The organism is Pedobacter sp. MC2016-14, from assembly GCF_020991475.1.
Classification (GTDB): Bacteria; Bacteroidota; Bacteroidia; order Sphingobacteriales; family Sphingobacteriaceae; genus Pedobacter.
On the sequence record NZ_JAJMPA010000001.1, the window covers coordinates 42,763 to 59,707 of the forward strand.

Here is a 16,945-nt window from a genome sequence, read left to right on the forward strand (position 1 = left end):
ATGACAACAATTAAAGGACCTGCTGTATTTTTAGCGCAGTTTATTACAGATGAAGCCCCGTTTAATTCTCTTAACGGGATTTGCGAATGGGCTGCGAGTCTTGGTTTTAAAGGCATACAAATGCCTACACTTGATACCAGATTTATAGATCTGCAACTGGCGGCAGAAAGCAAAGACTATGCAGATGAGCTGAAAGGCAAAGTGGCTGCCCATGGTTTAGAAATAACAGAATTGTCTACGCATTTACAGGGACAGCTGGTAGCCGTTAATCCGGCATACGACCTTGCTTTTGATGCTTTTGCGCCCGATGCTTACAAAAACAACCCTGCTGCCAGAACTGAATGGGCAGTACAGCAACTAAAATATGCTGCAAAAGCTTCTCAAAACCTTGGCTTAAATGCGCACGCTACCTTTAGCGGGTCGTTGTTGTGGCATATGTTTCATCCCTGGCCACAGAGACCAGAAGGGCTGGTAGACGCTGGATTTACTGAACTTGCAAAACGTTGGTTACCAATTTTGAATGAGTTTGACAAAAATGGCGTAGACCTATGTTATGAAATCCATCCCGGTGAGGATTTATTTGATGGCATTACTTATGAAATGTTTCTCGAAAAAGTGAACAACCACCCTCGTGCATGTTTACTATATGACCCCTCCCATTTTGTACTTCAGCAGCTGGATTATATCCAGTATATTGATTTCTACCATGAGCGCATCAAAGCCTTTCATGTTAAAGATGCCGAATTTAATGCCACAGGAAAACAAGGAACTTTTGGCGGTTACCAAAGCTGGGCAAACCGCGCAGGGCGTTACCGCTCTCCGGGAGACGGACAGGTAGATTTTAAAACCATCTTCAGCAAGCTGGCGCAGTACGATTTTACCGGCTGGGCCGTTATGGAATGGGAATGCGCCATTAAAGAGGCCGGTGTAGGTGCCAGAGAAGGAGCAGAACTGATCAAAAAGATGATTATTCCAGTTACAGACCGTGCTTTTGACGACTTTGCTGCATCAGGCGGCAATGAAGATTTTAACAAGAAGATTTTAGGGCTTGCCTAGCCACATACCAAACACAAAAAAACCATATCACATGAAAAGAAACCTATTAACCCTAAGCTCCCTTACCGTTATAGTTGCCCTTGCTGCTGCCTGTGGCGGAAACTCGTCTACAGAAACTTCTGGCGAAAGCACAGCCACTACCAACACCACAGTTGCCGCTGCACAACCAGAGCCTATGAAACCGGGAGAGAAACTAATCAACAAGGCCGATTGTATTGGATGCCACAATAAAACACAAAAAATAATTGGTCCTGCTTATGTAGAGATTGCAGCTAAATATGAAGCTACAGATAAAAACATTGATATGCTGGCCGGCAAAATTATTGACGGTGGGAAAGGTGTATGGGGAGAACTTGCAATGACACCTCACGCCGGAATGAGTAAAGATGATGCCAAAGAAATGGTAAAGTATATTTTATCACTAAAACAATAAGACATGAAAATCACCTGTTTTATGGCCATACTGGCCATTTCCTTTTTTGGATGGAAACCTACCATGGCCCAAAAAAAAGGTTGGACCAGTTTGTTTGATGGAAAAACAACAAACGGCTGGCATACCTATGGCAAAACTACAGCTGGCAATGGCTGGAAAGCAGAAAATGGTGTACTTCACTTTGTACCATCGGCCAGGAATAATGACGGCGGAGACCTTGTAACCGATAAAGAATATAGCAATTTCCACCTAAAAATAGAATGGAAAGTGGCACCAAAAAGCAATAGCGGCATTGTTTTTTACATCCATGAAGATCTTTCAAAATATCCGCAAACGTACCGCACAGGCCTGGAAATGCAAGTACTGGACAATGATGGGCACTCAGATGGCAAAATCACAAAACACCGTGCAGGAGATTTATATGACCTGATCAAAAGCAGTTCCGAACCTGTAAAACCAGTTGGAGAATGGAATAAAGCTGAAGTGATCAGCAATAAGGGACAACTAACCCTTAAATTAAATGGGGTTATTGTGGTAAAAACCATCCTTTGGGATGATCAGTTTAAAGCACTGGTAGCAGGAAGTAAATTTGCTAACTGGGAAGGTTTTGCCACTTATAAAAAAGGTAAAATCTCTTTACAAGATCATAATGATGAGGTTTGGTATAGAAATATCCAGATCAAAGAAATTAACTAACAAAACCCAAACCAAATATGAACTCAACAAATCGAATTAAATTATCGCTCATGATGTTCCTGGAGTTTTTTATCTGGGGCTCATGGTTTGTAACCCTGGGTACTTTTCTGGGTAAAAACCTTGCTGCCACAGGCTCACAAACTGCGGCTGTTTTCTCTACACAATCCTGGGGTGCTATAGTGGCTCCTTTCATTATTGGCCTCATTGCCGACCGCTATTTTAATGCCGAAAAAATCCTTGGGGTACTTCACCTTGTAGGCGCAGTACTCATGTATCAAATGTATCAGGCTCCAGATGTAACTGTATTCTATCCATATGTATTGGGCTACATGATTTTATTTATGCCTACCCTGGCACTGGTTAACTCCGTTTCTTTTAACCAGATGAAAGATCCTGAAAAAGAATTTTCTGTTATCCGGGTTTGTGGTACAATAGGATGGATTGTTGCAGGTCTGCTGATTAGTTTTGTATTCCACTGGGATTCTCCCGAAGGCATCACCGCAGGCTTATTAAAAAACACCTTCATGATGGCAGGTGTAGCTTCCCTTATTTTAGGTTTGTTTAGTTTTGCCCTTCCGGCAACACCACCAAAAGGCTCTACTACAGAAAAAGTTAAGATTTCTGATCTTTTAGGTCTGGATGCTTTAAAATTATTAAAGGACAAAAACTTTGCGGTTTTCTTTATCTCCTCCATCCTGATCTGTATCCCGCTTGCATTTTACTATCAAAATGCAAATCCCTTTTTATCTGGCATCGGTTTAGATAACCCCACTGGAAAAATGACCATCGGACAAATGTCAGAGGTCTTATTCCTGCTTTTATTGCCAGTATTTTTCACCCGTTTTGGCTTTAAAAAAACCATATTGGTAGGTATGCTAGCATGGGCAATCCGATATGTATTGTTTGCTTACGGTAATGCCAGTGATTTGAGCTTTATGCTAATTATCGGGATCGCTTTACACGGTATCTGCTATGATTTCTTCTTCGTATCCGGTCAAATTTACACCAATTCAAAAGCCGGCGAAAAATACAAAAGTGCTGCACAGGGGCTAATCACTTTGGCAACTTATGGAATAGGCATGCTCATTGGCTTTGAAGTTGCTGGTTTAATTACCGATAGCTATAAACTTGCTGATGGCACTGCCGATTGGAAAATGGTTTGGATTATCCCAGCAGGAATTGCATTTGTAGTGTTCCTGCTATTTGCACTTGTATTTAATGATAAGACTAAAACTGAGGAATTAAAAACCGCATAAAGATGGAAAAAGGACAAAGCCGCAGAACGGCCATTAAAAATATCGTCGCCGGAACCCTTGCGTTAGGCGCTTCGGCAGCATTATCTTCTTTTACTGCAGATAATGCAGAAAATATAGAAGAAACCAATGCTTTAAAAGGCAACATCAATCATGCGGTATGCCGCTGGTGTTTCAGTAAGCTTGATCTGGATACATTGTGTGTAGAAGCCAAAAAGATTGGCATCAAAGCCATTGACCTGGTTGGCCCTAAAGATTGGCCAACACTTAAAAAACACGGATTGGATTCGTCTATGTGTAACGGTGCAGAAATTAACCTTGTAGATGGCTTTAACGACCCCGCTTTTCATGCCACATTAATTAAAAATTATACCGAAATGATTCCCCTGGTAGCAGCGGCAGGCTATAAAAACCTCATCTGCTTTAGCGGAAACCGTCGTGGTAAAGATGACGAAACCGGTTTAAAAAACTGTGTGGAAGGACTTAAAAAAATCCTGCCACTGGCAGAAAAACATAAGGTAGTGCTGGTGATGGAATTGCTGAACAGCAAAGTAAACCATAAAGATTATCAATGCGACCGTACGTCATGGGGCGCGGAACTGGCAAAAAGACTGGGTTCCGAAAATTTCAAACTGCTGTATGATATCTATCACATGCAAATTGATGAAGGTGATGTGATCCACACCATCAAAGAAAATCATCAGTACATTGGCCATTACCATACTGCAGGTGTTCCAGGCAGGAACGAAATTGACGATACCCAGGAATTGTATTATCCAGCCATTATGAGGGCCATCCATGCTACCGGATTTAAAGGATATGTGGCCCAGGAATTTATTCCATTAAAAGACGACAAGATTCAATCTCTAAAAACTGCAGTGAAAATCTGCGACATATAAGCCAAAAACCATGAATTCAAGAAGAACATTTTTAAAACAAGCAGGATTAGCTGCCGCAGGCACGTTTTTATTGCCTTCATTTGCAGATGCCCTGACCAATAAAGCACCTAAAAAAGTAGGTATCCAACTGTACACACTACGTTCAGATTTGCCTAAAGATGTAACCGGTGTAATTAAAAAAGTGGCACAGATGGGTTACAAAGAAGTAGAAACTTATGGCTACTCCGTAGATAATGGTTTTTGGGGCTTAGACGCCAAGAGTTTTGCTTCTTTATTAAAAGAAAATGGTTTAAAAGCACCAAGCGGACATTATGGACTGGATAAATATATGCTTGATGGCAATACCGATGTGCTGAAAACTTATATAGAAGCCGCCAATATCACAAGAGGGGAATACATTACCGTGCCACACCTGGGTACCGACCTCCGTAAAAACCTTGACGATTATAAAAAGATAGCTGCCCGTTTAAACCAGGCTGCAGAATTGTGCAGAGCATCTGGCTTAAAACTTGCCTACCACAACCATAACTTTGAATTTGATGCCTTTGGCAATAGCTATGGCTATGATATTCTTTTAAAGGAAACAGATCCTAAACTGGTGCAGTTTGAACTGGATTTATACTGGGTAGTAAGATCAGGCAAAGATCCTGTAAAATTCTTTGAAGCCAACCCGGGCAGGTTTCCAATGTGGCACATTAAAGACATGGATAAGGCCGATAGGACAAAGAATACAGAGGTTGGTAATGGCAGCATAAACTTTAAAAGTATCTATGCGGCGTCAAAACTTGCAGGTTTAAAACATGCCTTTGTAGAACAGGAAAACAACTATGCTCCGGATCTATTTAAAAGCATAGAAAACAGTATTGGATATATAAATAAGGAATTAATATAAATAACAGGCTTTTTTTAGCATATTTGCTGATATATAGTAGAATAAACAATTAAATTTTAAATCCAAGAAAACAGATTAATGAAAGTAGCAGTTGTAGGTGCCACAGGTTTAGTAGGCACCGTTATGTTAAAAGTGTTAGAAGAACGGAATTTTCCATTAACCGAATTAATTCCGGTTGCATCAGAAAAGAGTGTTGGTAAGCTAATCACTTTTAAGGGTAAGCAATTTGCTGTTGTAAACATGGATACTGCAATTGGAATGAAACCTGATATTGCTTTGTTTTCTGCTGGTGGCAACACTTCACTGGAGCAGGCACCACGCTTTGCCGAAGCAGGCACTACAGTTATAGACAACTCTTCTGCATGGCGCATGGATCCTTCTAAAAAATTGATCGTTCCAGAAGTTAACGCACATGAACTCTCTATAGATGATAAAATCATTGCCAATCCAAACTGCTCAACCATACAAATGGTGGTTGCCCTAAAACCGTTACATGATAAATACAGAATCAAACGTGTTGTGGTTTCTACCTATCAGTCGGTTACCGGAACAGGGGTTAAAGCAGTAGATCAGATGATGAACGAACGTGCCGGCACATTTGATGGGCCTATGGCGTATCCATATCAAATTGATTTAAATGTGATTCCTCAAATTGACTCTTTTATAGAGAACGGTTATACTAAAGAGGAAATGAAGATGATTAACGAAACCCGTAAAATTATGGGTGACGATTCTATTCGTCTTACAGCCACAACAGTACGTATTCCGGTAATGGGTGGTCACTCAGAATCGGTAAACATCGAGTTTGAAAATGATTTTGACCTTACTGAAGTAAGAAGCATTTTGGAGAAAACACAAGGTATTATTGTGGTGGATGACATTGCAAACCTGAAATACCCAATGCCTAAAGATGCACACGAGAAAGATGAGGTTTTTGTGGGCCGTATCCGTCGTGATGAATCCATGCCGAATAGCTTAAACATGTGGATTGTTGCAGATAACCTGCGTAAAGGAGCCGCAACCAATGCTGTACAAATCGCTGAATATTTGCTGAGCAAAGAGCTGGTTTAAAAAATAAATAACTCACCTGATGTGATACCGGCAGCTATAGATTCTGCTGGTATCACATTTTTTTTGTAAATTCTATGCTAAGAAAAAACCTGTTGTTCTTGTTTGTGCTATTGCAAATAAATGCCTTTGCACAAAGCCCGGCACTTAAACTGGAAAAGGCATTTGAAGAATTAAGCGCCGATCCGCAGGCAAAACATGCATTGCTTTCGCTTTGCGTACTAGATGCCACAACAGGCAATACCCTATTTGCAAGGAACGAAAATTTAGGAATAGCTACCGCCTCTACCCTAAAAACCATTACCGCAGCTACCGCTTTTAACTTATTAGGCAAGGATTTTAAATTTGAAACCACACTTGCCTATAGTGGTGCTATTGTAAACGGAGTTTTAAAGGGCAACATCCTCATTATAGGTGGTGGGGACCCAACGCTGGGTTCTCCCCGTTATCCTCAGAGCAAGGAAAATTATGTGCTAAGCCAATGGGTACAGGCTTTAAAACGTGCAGGAATTACCCGCATAGAAGGTAGTGTAATAGGTGATGACATGGCCTGGGGGTCTGAAAGCACACCTGAAGGCTGGATTTGGCAAGATATTGGGAATTATTATGGTGCAGCTCCTTCAGTGCTCTCCTGGCGGGAAAACCAGTTCGACATCCATCTAAAATCAGCAGCCGGGCGCGTTAACCTGATTAAAGCGGTCCCTGAAATGCCCTATCTTAAAATAGTTAACGAATTAAAAGTTGGAGCCGAAGGCAGCGGAGACCAGGCCTATGTATTCCTACCTCCATTGGGCCAAACGGCTTACCTTCGGGGCAGCTGGGCATTGGGCATCAGCAAAGCTGGAATTTCAGCTGCAATGCCCGACCCCGCTTTTGACCTGGCCTACCGTCTGCAGGATACACTGAAGCGCTTAGGTATCGTAAGTTCGGCAGAACCCAGCACAAGCAAAAGACTAGTTGCAGAGCAAAAAAGTCTGCCTGTGGTTACCCAAAAACTGGTGACCTTAACTTCTCCACCATTGTCAGACATCATTTACTGGTTTCAGAAAAAGAGCATCAATTTATACGGAGAAAACCTGGTCCGTACCTTTGCCTGGAAAGCAGGCAAAGAGGCAACTACCAAAAATGGAGTAGCTACAGCACTCAACTATTGGGCAGGCCAGGGACTAGATAAAAGCGCAATGAACATGATAGATGGCAGCGGCCTTTCGCCTGCTACGCGGGTAACTACTGCAGCCATGTCCAGAATTTTATTCCTAGCCCAATCTGCTTCCTGGTATCCGGAGTATCTTCGCTCTTTTCCAGAAAATAATGGCATGTTGTTAAAAAGCGGAACCATTAGTGATGTACTGGCCTATGCCGGTTACCATACTGCTGGTACTGGAAAAAAATACATCATCGTTATCAACATTAATAATTATTCTGGTTCCGGCATTAAAAACAAATTGTTCAAAGTATTAGATGCACTTAAATAAACATTAATTTAAAACCATGAGACCATCATGATTTTTTAGATCAAATTTGAAAAGAATAAAATCATGATAGCTTCATCACCTTTAAAAAACAAATAATATGCAGATGAAAAAAATTAGTCACCTTTTATTGATGCTGCTCTTTTGCCAGCAGGTTAATGCTCAAAATACACCTGTTCCAGGTCTGAATTCAAGCGGGACATCTTCCCTGATGTCTTCAGAAATTGCTATTATACCAGAACCTGTTTCCATAACAAAACAGGATGGACATTTTAGCCTTCCTGAAAACGTTATTATTATGGCTGCTGCCTCTTTAGAAGTTAAAACGGTGACTGATTACCTTCAGGAGAAATTAAGTCTGGCTACCGGTAGTTTTGTGTCTGTAGTGAGCAAAGCCAACGGACCTGTCCAAATCAGACTTACGCTAAACCCAAAAACAAATAATTCAATAGGTAAAGAAGGTTACCAGCTCTCTGTAACTACCTCAGCAATTGAAATTAAAGCAAATACCGCTGCAGGTTTATTTTACGGAGTTCAGTCGCTCTTGCAACTTTTCCCTAAAGATATAGAGTCAAAAGAAGCCGTTAAAGACGTAAAATGGACTGCGCCTTGTGTAGAAATCACAGATTATCCAAAATTAGGCTGGCGGGGACTCATGTTTGATGTTGCAAGGCATTTTTTCACTAAGCATGAAGTAAAACAGTATATAGATGCAATGGTAAAGTATAAATTTAACCTGTTGCATTTACACCTTACTGATGATGAGGGCTGGAGAATTGAGATTAAAGGCTTGCCAAAGCTTACTGAAGTAGGTGCATGGAATGTGAAAAAAGTAGGAACCTTTGGTGATTTTATTCCGCCTACGCCAGAAGAGCCCCGCAATTATGGTGGCTTTTACACACAAGAAGATTTAAAAGAAATTATCAAATACGCTAAAGACAGATTTGTTGACATTCTTCCTGAAGTAGATGTTCCCGGACACAGTCTGGCAGCCATATCATCTTACCCTGAGTTATCCTGTACCCCGGGAGCAGAAAATTACAAAGTACGTTCCGGAGAAAAGATAATGGATTGGTCTCGTGGAGCACCGCCATTTGCATTAGTAGACAATACCCTTTGCCCGGCCAACGAAAAGGTTTATGGCTTTCTGGATACAGTAATTACACAGATAGCTGCGCTATTCCCTTTTGAATACATCCATATGGGCGGGGATGAGGCACCGATTAATTTCTGGCAAAACAATGATGCAATTAAGGCTTTGATGCAGAAGGAAGGCTTAAAAACCATGCATCAGGTACAAGGCTATTTTGAAAAACGTGTTCAGAAAATAGTAGAATCTAAGGGCAAGAAGTTTATTGGCTGGGATGAAATCCTGGACGGTGATTTACCTTCAAGTGCCGCCATCATGAGCTGGAGGGGTATGCAATACGGCATTAAAGCTGCGAAAGCCAAGCATGAGGTGGTCATGAGTCCTGTTACTTATGCATATATTGATTATATGCAGGCAGATGTAATTACCGAACCTAAAGTATATGCCTCTTTGCGACTGAACAAAACCTATGAATTTGAACCCGTACCTGAAGGAGTTGACACTAAATATATTAAGGGTGGGCAGGCTAATTTATGGACAGAGCAGGTTTATAACATTCGTCAGGCTGAATACATGACCTGGCCAAGGGGAATGGCCATTGCTGAATCCGTATGGTCACCAAAAGAAAAGAAAAACTGGACTACTTTTTCGGAAAAGGTAGAAAAACAATTTAAGCGACTTGATGCTGCTGAAACCAAATACTCACCTGCAATTTATGATCCTGCATTTAAAGTAAGTCGCTCGGCAGACCGTCAGCTTAAAGTAGAGCTGACAACAGAAATAGAAGGTCTTGATATTTATTACAGTTTCGACAATTCATCACCTGACCGCTTTTACCCTAAGTATACAGAGGCGCTGATGCCACCAAAAGATGCAAATACACTTAAAGTAATTACATATAGAGGCAAAGAGCCCATTGGCAGGATGCTAATTATGTCAATAGAAGAATTAAACAAGAGGGCAGGAAAGAAATAGTGAGGTACTTTGTACATATAGGTTACAACGGCGCATCCTTTGGCGGCTGGCAAATACAGCCGGGGGTACTAAATGTCCAGGGGGTTTTGGAAAAAGCACTTTCAGAAGTTTTTAAAACTCCCATTGGCATTATTGGATGCGGACGAACGGATGCCCATGTACATGCCAGCCAGTTCTTTTTCCATGTTGATCTGGATCAGGAATGGGATTTTGACCTGATGTTCAGGCTAAATAAAATGCTGCCGGCAAGTATTGCGGTATTTGACATTGTGGAGGTAGCCTCGCATCGTCATGCCCGCTTTGATGCTGTGCAGCGTTCTTATGACTATTTTATCCATACCTATAAAAACCCATTTTTAAACGGCCTCAGTTCTTACTACTTGCTAAGTAAGCTTGATTTGCCGGAGATGCAGAGGGCGGTAGCTTTATTACCTAAATACCAGGACTACCGCCCGTTTTGTACCAGTCCAGACAAGTATGAGCACACCATCTGCAAAGTCCGTACCGCGGGCTTAATGGCAGATGCCAGCGGAGATAAAATTCGGTTTAGCATTTCATCGAACCGGTTTTTAGGTAAAATGATCCGGATCATTATGGGGCAGCTGTTAAAAGTCGGAAAAGGAGAATTAAGTGTAGATGAATTTGAAGGTTATCTAATCAACAAACAAACACCGCCACTCATCCATCCGGCTTTACCACAGGGCTTATACCTTTCAAAGGTTAGTTATCCCTTTTTAAATTTGCCTCCGAGGATGGAGTTTTCAGCTACAGCTGTACTTTTCGGTGATGACTGGCAGTCACTATAATTGAAATATGGCTTGCTTGAGTAGCTCCGGGCTCAAGTTAAGCCCGTTTACAATAACTTTTGCCTTTGTATAAAAAGGATCACGCTCCAGCAATTTCTGTGTAATAAAATCAACTATTCCAGCTTCGTCCAAATCCCTCAACAAAGGTCTTTTCTCTTTACCATTTTCCAGCCTTTTGGCAAGCGCTAAAGCTGGCATTTGAATGTAAACAGAGGTACCGTTGGCAGTCATCCATTCCATATTATCATAGAAACAAGGTGTACCACCCCCCGTAGCTACTACACAATGGTCAGGATAATTAAATTCTTTCAACAGTTTACTTTCCAGCGCCCTAAAAGCCGGCTCTCCTTCTTTTGCAAAATAGGCAGAAACGGGCATCCCGGTCACCTTTTCAATTTCATGATCCAGGTCTATTACCGGATACTCCAAAGTTTTGGCTAGCTTTTTACCCATTGTGGTTTTTCCACAGCCCATAAAGCCTATTAAAAAAATCTTCATTTAAACGAGTTTTATTCTTGGATCTACAAAAGCATAAAGCACATCCACTAAAATGTTAATTACTACAAATATCAGGGCAATGCACAATACAGACCCCATTACAACAGGAAAATCTGACATTTCCAATGCAGCAACCGTTGCCCTTCCAAGTCCATTATAACCAAAAATGTATTCCACAAAAAAAGATCCTGCAAGTAAAGACGCAAACCAACCCGAAATGGCAGTTATAATGGGATTGAGTGCATTTTTCAAGGCATGTTTATACACAATGGCATAATGCCCAAGACCCTTTGCACGTGCAGTACGAATGTAATCTTGTGAAAGCGCATCCAGCATTGCGCTACGCGTAAGTTGGGTAATAATTGCCAGGGGCCTTAATCCTAAGGTGAGCATGGGAAGCCATAGGTTTCTCCAGGTCATCACCTCTCCTTTAAATGGGTCATAGCTATACAAACTACCCGACATGCTTAGCCCGGTATAATCACTCAATACAAATCCAAAAACCCATGCAATAACAATCCCCGCAAAGAATGAAGGTGCCGAAATCCCTAAAATAGCAAAGGCATTTGCAGAACGGTCAATCCAGGTTCCCTGGTGTACGGCAGAAGTAACGCCAAGACAGATCCCAATTACAGTGGCAAATAACATTGCTGTGGTAGCAAGAATAAAGGTATTGGGTAGCGTTTCGGCCAATATGGTGGTTACGTCGCGTTTGGTTTGGTAAGATTTGCGCAGATAAGGCCACTTCAGTACCAGCACATGATTGTTTAAACCAATAAGTTTAACATAGTTGTATTTTTCCTTGTTCGCTACGGTTTCATCATGATAACTAACCGGAGATAAATCATTGATGTATAAGAAAAACTGTACGGTTTTGGATTTATCCAGGCCAAACTCCTTCCTTACCGCATCAATAGATTGTACATCTGCCCTTTGGCCCATGGTCATCCTTGCCGGATCGCCCGGCAAAATATTAAATAAAACAAATACGACAACCACAATGCCCGCCATTACGGCAAGTCCATATAACAGCTTTCTGGTTGCGTATTGCCAAATCATTATTTGCTGAAATATTGATCTGCCAGTTCTTCAAATGATGGGATAGCATTAAAATGCCATTTGTTGAGCACCACACCATTTTTAAGCAATAGTATTCCAGGATTTGCCCTAACCATACTCTTCAGCGGAACAGCATCCGCATAAAAGACTTCTACCGCCAATTTCATTTTTTTACTGAACGCATCCGCATCCGCAGAAGAACTTGAGGTGAGTAATACAGTACGGATATTAAACTGATCTGTTGCATTAATAGCCAGTGCATTTAGTTTAGCAATAGCATTTTCATTTACATCTTTAAGGTCGTAAGCTACAATTAAAATGTTGTTATAGGGGTTTTCAATCAATTCTTTGGTATAATCTGTACCTGCAGCATCTGAAATGAAAAGATCCTTAATTTTTGGTTCGTATCCTTTTTTAATCAGTTTCTTTTCTGGCGTACCTACAATTTCCCAATTGTCATCTTTCCAGATCCCTGTTTTCAAATAGTCCTTGTCGCTGATCTCCTTTTTCTCTCCGGTCTTTTTATTTTTTAACTGATAAAGGATCAGGAATTCATCCGGAGCTGCACCTTCAGGAATACGCATCAGTTCTGGTAAACTGGCACCAACTTTATAGGGAAGAAAATCCAGTACCGGCAAAAAGCTGTAGGTATAAATACTAAACATGGTAGAAAGCGAAAAAACAGCAATCAGCAAAGCCTTTTGCAAGGCCGGATTGGTAGTAAGCGGGTGTATAAACGAACGGTAAATAAAAAGATATACAATCAGGATCAACAGAACAATGTCTTTGCTAAAACTTTGCCATGGCGTAAGCGGAATGGCATCGCCAAAGCACCCACAGGAGGTAACTACCTTAAATGCGGCAGAAACAAAGGTAAGGAAGGTAAAAAATACAATAATGGCCAGCAATCCCGTGGCTACCTTTTTTCCCCAGAAGCCCAGTAACAATAAGGCGCCCAGCACAATTTCCAGTACACATAAAAAAACAGCAATGCCTGTGGCGATATCACTTAAAAAAGGAATATGGAATACTTCAAAGTACTCCTGCAGTTTATACCCAAAACCCAGGGGATCATTTGCTTTAATTAACCCTGAAAATATAAACAGGATTCCTACAAAGGCCCTGGAAAAGTTAAGTGCTATTTTATTCATTGTGATTTCGTTCTTTTATTTTACATCCAGCTTTATCAAGGCAAAAACAGCATAGTTAAGCATATCCTGATAATTGGCACGTACGCCTTCAGATGCTAATGTATGTCCTTCATTGTCCTCTATTTGCTTTACCCTAAAAATCTTCATTAAAATCAGGTCTGTTAACGAGCTGATCCGCATATCTCTCCAGGCCTCCCCATAATCGTGGTTTTTAGCAAACATCAATTCTTTGGTATCGTTTACATAACGGTCAAATAAGGTTTCCACCACACTTACTTCAAGCTCCGTAGGATCCGCTTCAGTTAATTCCAGCTGCATCATTGCAATCACACAATAATTCACAATACCAATGTATTCAGAAGTAATGTCCTCCCCTACCTTAGAAATTTTCTTTTCTTCCAGGGTACGAATGCGCTGGGCCTTAATAAAAATCTGGTCTGTTATAGATAAGAGGCGCAGAATACGCCATGCGGTTCCATAATCATTGGTTTTCTTTAAAAAAAGCGATCTGCAAACTGCAATTACGGTGTCGTACTGTTGGGAGGTATTTGTTGCCAAAATGATTAAAATATTTAGGGCTAAAGATACATTATTAGCCTAAGAAAACTATCTTCTATACTTAAATTCCGGATTGATCAGGGGTCGTTCAGCTGAATTAGACACCTTCCAGGCCGTTCTATACATCCACTCTGTTACCTTTCTCAATTTTTTGTAGTCTATATGTTCAGGATCGTCCTTTGGCGTATGATAATCCGGATGGAGCAGTGTTGTATAAAAAACAGCGGGGATACCTTGCTTCAAAAAAGGAGCATGGTCACTTCTATACAAAAAGCCCTCTTTATGGTTTGGAGTATCCCAAACTGTATCCAACTTAAATTTAGGGCCTTCGTTATTCGCCTGCATAGCCATCTTGGTTAGCAGTACTGAAGTATTATTAGCATCCTGTGTACCTAATATCGCGGCACTATCAATCGTATTCCTACCAATTAAATCAGCATTCAGCACGGCTACAATATCGCCTTTTTTAACTGTTGGACTTTGCGCATAATACGTTGAGCCGAACAAATAGGGTTCTTCTGAGCCAAAAGAAATAAACAATTGCGATCTTCTTGCCGGTTGTTTGTGAAAAGCCCTGCCAATTGCCAGCATGGCCACAACGGCGCTACCATTATCATCTGCGCCATTATAAATGGAGTCCCCCTTTTGTGGCTCTCTAACCCCCATATGATCGATGTGGCTTGTAATTAGCACATTTTCATTCTTTAGCTTTGCGTCCGTGCCTTCAATTTTGCCAATAACATTTACAGAGGGATATAAAAATTGATCTATTAAAATATGTGCATTAAATCGCACATGATCGTTCTTTATCAATGACAGGTCTTTATCCAACATCCAAAAAGCAGGCAGCGCAGCGCTAGACTGTGCCAGTAATGGGCTTCCATCATCTAATTTATAGGTTCCCCTTTCAAACCGCACGCGTACATGTTCAGCCCAACCTCTTTTGGTAAAATCATCACTGGCTAAAAACACGATACCTTTTGCCTTTTTACCAGCCAACAGTGTTCTGTACTTTAATAGGGCAAGCCTTTGCATAAAGCGTACTTCAGGAAATGCGACATTTAAATCTAAACCATCATACGTTGGAATCAAGGCCACCACTTTTCCTTCCAGGTTAGCTGCATCAATAGCCTCTTTAGTACCAGCTCCAATATAAATTATGTCTGCATCAATATTAGAGGCGATAGACTCAATTGCTAATATGTCTTTCCAAAGTCTCAGCGTTTTAGCTCCAATGCTGATGTTACTTGCAGATGATATGCGGTTTCTTTGAACATTAAAGAACTGGAAAAATGTTCCATCTTTTCCGGCAGGCTGCATTCCTGCCAACCGCATTTGTTCGGCCAACCATACTGCAGCTTTAAGCTCATCTGGCGAACAGAACTCCCGCCCTCTAAAACCGTCACCTGCAAAAGTGTAGAGGTCTTTTTTCAAATCATCTTCTTTAATCGCTGCAAGCCCTTTGGCTGGCGCCAATTGGGCCATAGTTAAGACGGAATTGATAAGAAAAGAAATGGTGAGAAAGGATTTTATGAGGTGTTTCATCCGGTTATAGGTTAGTTTTACTTAAGACGTTGCGTTAGCCCCCATCTGATACAAATCTAATAAAAAACCTGTATCAAGGAGTAAAGCTTATTACAGGTAATGTCACCAGCTTAAAACATTTTAGGTCCCATGATGTTTGTATGGAAATCCTAAACTCTTGAACACGAACAACCTTCAGCCGAAAAAAAAGGGCCCTTTTATTGCAAGAATGTTGCTGGTTATTGTGCTGGGCTGTGTACTTGTCGGTTCTGCGTATTGTGGCTATGAGCTGCATGAACTCTCTGAAAAACAAGAACACCTTAAAAAGGACTATGCAGAAATGAATAACATTATGCTGGGCCTATTTTCTATTGAGCAGTGGACGGGCAAAGTTGAGGCGATCATTAACCACCAGGCAAAAAATCTGGATATCAACCCTGCGCAAAAAAAGCAGTTACAGAAAGAAATAGAAGGCGTTATCCTTGCGTTGATCAATAAAGCAGAAGCATTGATCACCCAACCAAAGAAAAAATCGATCAAGGGAAAACTAGTTAAATTTGCCGTAAAAAACTTTGTAGAAGTTGATTCCATTAAAAAGCGCGTTCCGGAGATTGCCCGGTCTGTGATCAAAAAGGTTGACAACCCGGCCACCAAAAAACAATTGAGTTTGATGGCCTTAAGCGAGGTTGACGAGTTGGAGGACACTAAATTTATAGACAGCACACTAAAAGCTAACGCGGCTAAAGTTAATTCAGTTTATGCCCGTTACAACGTTTCTGGCAGGGAGAATTTCAACAATAAAGTTCAGGCAGAATTAAAATCCATTAAAGCCGCTACACTTAGCTATTCTGTTGCTATGCTTTGCGCTATTGCAGTCTTTTTAGTGGCGTGGTGGCTATTCCGTAAACGAACAGTGGTGCATCCTACGCTTTTTGTGCTCTCCTTGATCTTTGCTTTTATCTTGTTGGCTGTTGGTCTTACCGCCTCTATGATAGAGGTAGATGCACGGATAGGCTCCCTTGATTTCGTGTTGCTGGGTCAGCAAATCGAGTTTCACGATCAGGTACTTTTTTTCCAGAGCAAAAGCATCCTTGACGTGGTCATGATATTACTTGGTGGCAACGGGCTAGATTCAGTTGCTGTAGGGGTGCTTATATTGGTTTTCAGCATTGTGTTTCCTGTAATAAAACTGAGTTCCACAGGGATTCATTTGTTAGGAAGAAAAAGTATTGCAGAGCACAGGATGATCAAATATTTCGCTTTCCAGTCTGGCAAGTGGAGCATGGCAGATGTAATTGTCATCGCTATTCTGATGGCTTATATTGGGCTGAATGGGCTTTTGGAAGAGCAGCTTGCAAAAATGAAAGTATCTGCAGACTCACTTACACTGATCTCCACACACAATACCGCCCTGCAGCCAGGCTACATTATATTTATCGCCTTTGTACTGTTTGGCTTGATCTTATCAACAATACTTAAGTATATCAGTCCGCACAATTCGCATTAATTTATCGT

At 41.1% G+C, this 16,945-nt stretch carries 16 protein-coding genes; 11 read left to right on the plus strand and 5 right to left on the minus strand.

The features are described from left to right. The 10 genes from LPB86_RS00215 (at position 1) to truA (ending at position 10,640) form a co-directional block, all read left to right on the plus strand. Entirely contained in the window at positions 1 to 1,056 is a 1,056-nt protein-coding gene (locus tag LPB86_RS00215) for a sugar phosphate isomerase/epimerase (RefSeq protein WP_230640451.1), read from the plus strand. A 31-nt stretch (positions 1,057 to 1,087) separates the two neighbouring features. After that, a complete protein-coding gene (locus tag LPB86_RS00220) occupies positions 1,088 to 1,489 on the plus strand; it encodes a c-type cytochrome (protein ID WP_230640452.1) in 402 nt (133 codons plus the stop codon). Between the two features lie 3 nt (positions 1,490 to 1,492). Then, complete coding sequence (locus LPB86_RS00225) at positions 1,493 to 2,185, plus strand: DUF1080 domain-containing protein (protein ID WP_230640453.1); 693 nt, start codon at positions 1,493 to 1,495, stop codon at positions 2,183 to 2,185. Between the two features lie 17 nt (positions 2,186 to 2,202). Further along, positions 2,203 to 3,441, plus strand: a complete 1,239-nt coding sequence (locus LPB86_RS00230; protein ID WP_230640454.1) for an MFS transporter — start codon at positions 2,203 to 2,205, stop codon at positions 3,439 to 3,441. Positions 3,442 to 3,443: 2 nt separating this feature from the next. Next, entirely contained in the window at positions 3,444 to 4,337 is an 894-nt protein-coding gene (locus tag LPB86_RS00235) for a hydroxypyruvate isomerase family protein (RefSeq protein WP_230640455.1), read from the plus strand. A gap of 10 nt (positions 4,338 to 4,347) precedes the next feature. Further along, positions 4,348 to 5,229: a sugar phosphate isomerase/epimerase gene (locus LPB86_RS00240; protein WP_230640456.1), complete on the plus strand. Its 882-nt coding sequence runs from the start codon at positions 4,348 to 4,350 to the stop codon at positions 5,227 to 5,229. Positions 5,230 to 5,307: 78 nt separating this feature from the next. Then, positions 5,308 to 6,300 (plus strand): aspartate-semialdehyde dehydrogenase, encoded by a 993-nt coding sequence (locus LPB86_RS00245; protein WP_230640457.1) that lies wholly within the window; start codon positions 5,308 to 5,310, stop codon positions 6,298 to 6,300. Positions 6,301 to 6,374: 74 nt separating this feature from the next. Next, positions 6,375 to 7,772 carry a D-alanyl-D-alanine carboxypeptidase/D-alanyl-D-alanine-endopeptidase gene (gene dacB, locus LPB86_RS00250; protein ID WP_230640458.1) on the plus strand — a complete coding sequence of 466 codons (1,398 nt, stop codon included), beginning with the start codon at positions 6,375 to 6,377 and terminating at the stop codon, positions 7,770 to 7,772. 97 nt (positions 7,773 to 7,869) lie between these two features. After that, entirely contained in the window at positions 7,870 to 9,834 is a 1,965-nt protein-coding gene (locus tag LPB86_RS00255) for a beta-N-acetylhexosaminidase (RefSeq protein WP_230640459.1), read from the plus strand. Then, on the plus strand, positions 9,834 to 10,640 hold the full coding sequence (truA, locus tag LPB86_RS20915) for a tRNA pseudouridine(38-40) synthase TruA (RefSeq protein WP_230640460.1): 807 nt from the start codon (positions 9,834 to 9,836) through the stop codon (positions 10,638 to 10,640). Before LPB86_RS00255 ends, truA begins: the two co-directional genes overlap by 1 nt. Here truA and LPB86_RS00265 read toward each other — a convergent pair. From LPB86_RS00265 to LPB86_RS00285, 5 genes are read right to left on the minus strand one after another with little or no spacing between them, the layout of a single operon-like run. Continuing rightward, positions 10,635 to 11,138 carry a shikimate kinase gene (locus LPB86_RS00265; protein ID WP_230640461.1) on the minus strand — a complete coding sequence of 168 codons (504 nt, stop codon included), beginning with the start codon at positions 11,136 to 11,138 and terminating at the stop codon, positions 10,635 to 10,637. The genes truA and LPB86_RS00265 overlap by 6 nt on opposite strands. Further along, a complete protein-coding gene (locus tag LPB86_RS00270; RefSeq protein WP_255695464.1) occupies positions 11,139 to 12,197 on the minus strand; it encodes an ABC transporter permease in 1,059 nt (352 codons plus the stop codon). Beyond that, positions 12,197 to 13,348, minus strand: coding sequence for a BT_3928 family protein (locus LPB86_RS00275; RefSeq protein ID WP_230640462.1), 1,152 nt, complete (start codon positions 13,346 to 13,348; stop codon positions 12,197 to 12,199). The genes LPB86_RS00270 and LPB86_RS00275 overlap by 1 nt, the downstream gene beginning before the upstream one ends. 15 nt (positions 13,349 to 13,363) lie before the next feature. Then, complete coding sequence (locus LPB86_RS00280; RefSeq protein WP_230640463.1) at positions 13,364 to 13,906, minus strand: DUF1599 domain-containing protein; 543 nt, start codon at positions 13,904 to 13,906, stop codon at positions 13,364 to 13,366. A gap of 48 nt (positions 13,907 to 13,954) precedes the next feature. Beyond that, a complete protein-coding gene (locus tag LPB86_RS00285; protein WP_230640464.1) occupies positions 13,955 to 15,451 on the minus strand; it encodes a M28 family peptidase in 1,497 nt (498 codons plus the stop codon). Between the two features lie 157 nt (positions 15,452 to 15,608). Here LPB86_RS00285 and LPB86_RS00290 point away from each other — a divergent pair, with 157 nt between their 5' ends. After that, entirely contained in the window at positions 15,609 to 16,937 is a 1,329-nt protein-coding gene (locus LPB86_RS00290) for a paraquat-inducible protein A (RefSeq protein WP_230640465.1), read from the plus strand. Positions 16,938 to 16,945 lie beyond the last annotated feature (8 nt).

Bases quoted from the DNA above. Each gene is read 5' to 3' on its own strand.
- dacB (WP_230640458.1), top strand. From the start codon at position 6,375: ATGCTAAGAAAAAACCTGTTGTTCTTGTTTGTGCTATTGCAAATAAAT.
- LPB86_RS00225 (WP_230640453.1), top strand. From the start codon at position 1,493: ATGAAAATCACCTGTTTTATGGCCATACTGGCCATTTCCTTTTTTGGA.
- LPB86_RS00215 (WP_230640451.1), top strand. From the start codon at position 1: ATGACAACAATTAAAGGACCTGCTGTATTTTTAGCGCAGTTTATTACA.
- LPB86_RS00255 (WP_230640459.1), top strand. From the start codon at position 7,870: ATGCAGATGAAAAAAATTAGTCACCTTTTATTGATGCTGCTCTTTTGC.
- LPB86_RS00245 (WP_230640457.1), top strand. From the start codon at position 5,308: ATGAAAGTAGCAGTTGTAGGTGCCACAGGTTTAGTAGGCACCGTTATG.
- LPB86_RS00220 (WP_230640452.1), top strand. From the start codon at position 1,088: ATGAAAAGAAACCTATTAACCCTAAGCTCCCTTACCGTTATAGTTGCC.
- LPB86_RS00265 (WP_230640461.1), bottom strand. From the start codon at position 11,138: ATGAAGATTTTTTTAATAGGCTTTATGGGCTGTGGAAAAACCACAATG.
- LPB86_RS00285 (WP_230640464.1), bottom strand. From the start codon at position 15,451: ATGAAACACCTCATAAAATCCTTTCTCACCATTTCTTTTCTTATCAAT.
- LPB86_RS00230 (WP_230640454.1), top strand. From the start codon at position 2,203: ATGAACTCAACAAATCGAATTAAATTATCGCTCATGATGTTCCTGGAG.
- LPB86_RS00270 (WP_255695464.1), bottom strand. From the start codon at position 12,197: ATGATTTGGCAATACGCAACCAGAAAGCTGTTATATGGACTTGCCGTA.
- LPB86_RS00240 (WP_230640456.1), top strand. From the start codon at position 4,348: ATGAATTCAAGAAGAACATTTTTAAAACAAGCAGGATTAGCTGCCGCA.
- LPB86_RS00235 (WP_230640455.1), top strand. From the start codon at position 3,444: ATGGAAAAAGGACAAAGCCGCAGAACGGCCATTAAAAATATCGTCGCC.
- LPB86_RS00275 (WP_230640462.1), bottom strand. From the start codon at position 13,348: ATGAATAAAATAGCACTTAACTTTTCCAGGGCCTTTGTAGGAATCCTG.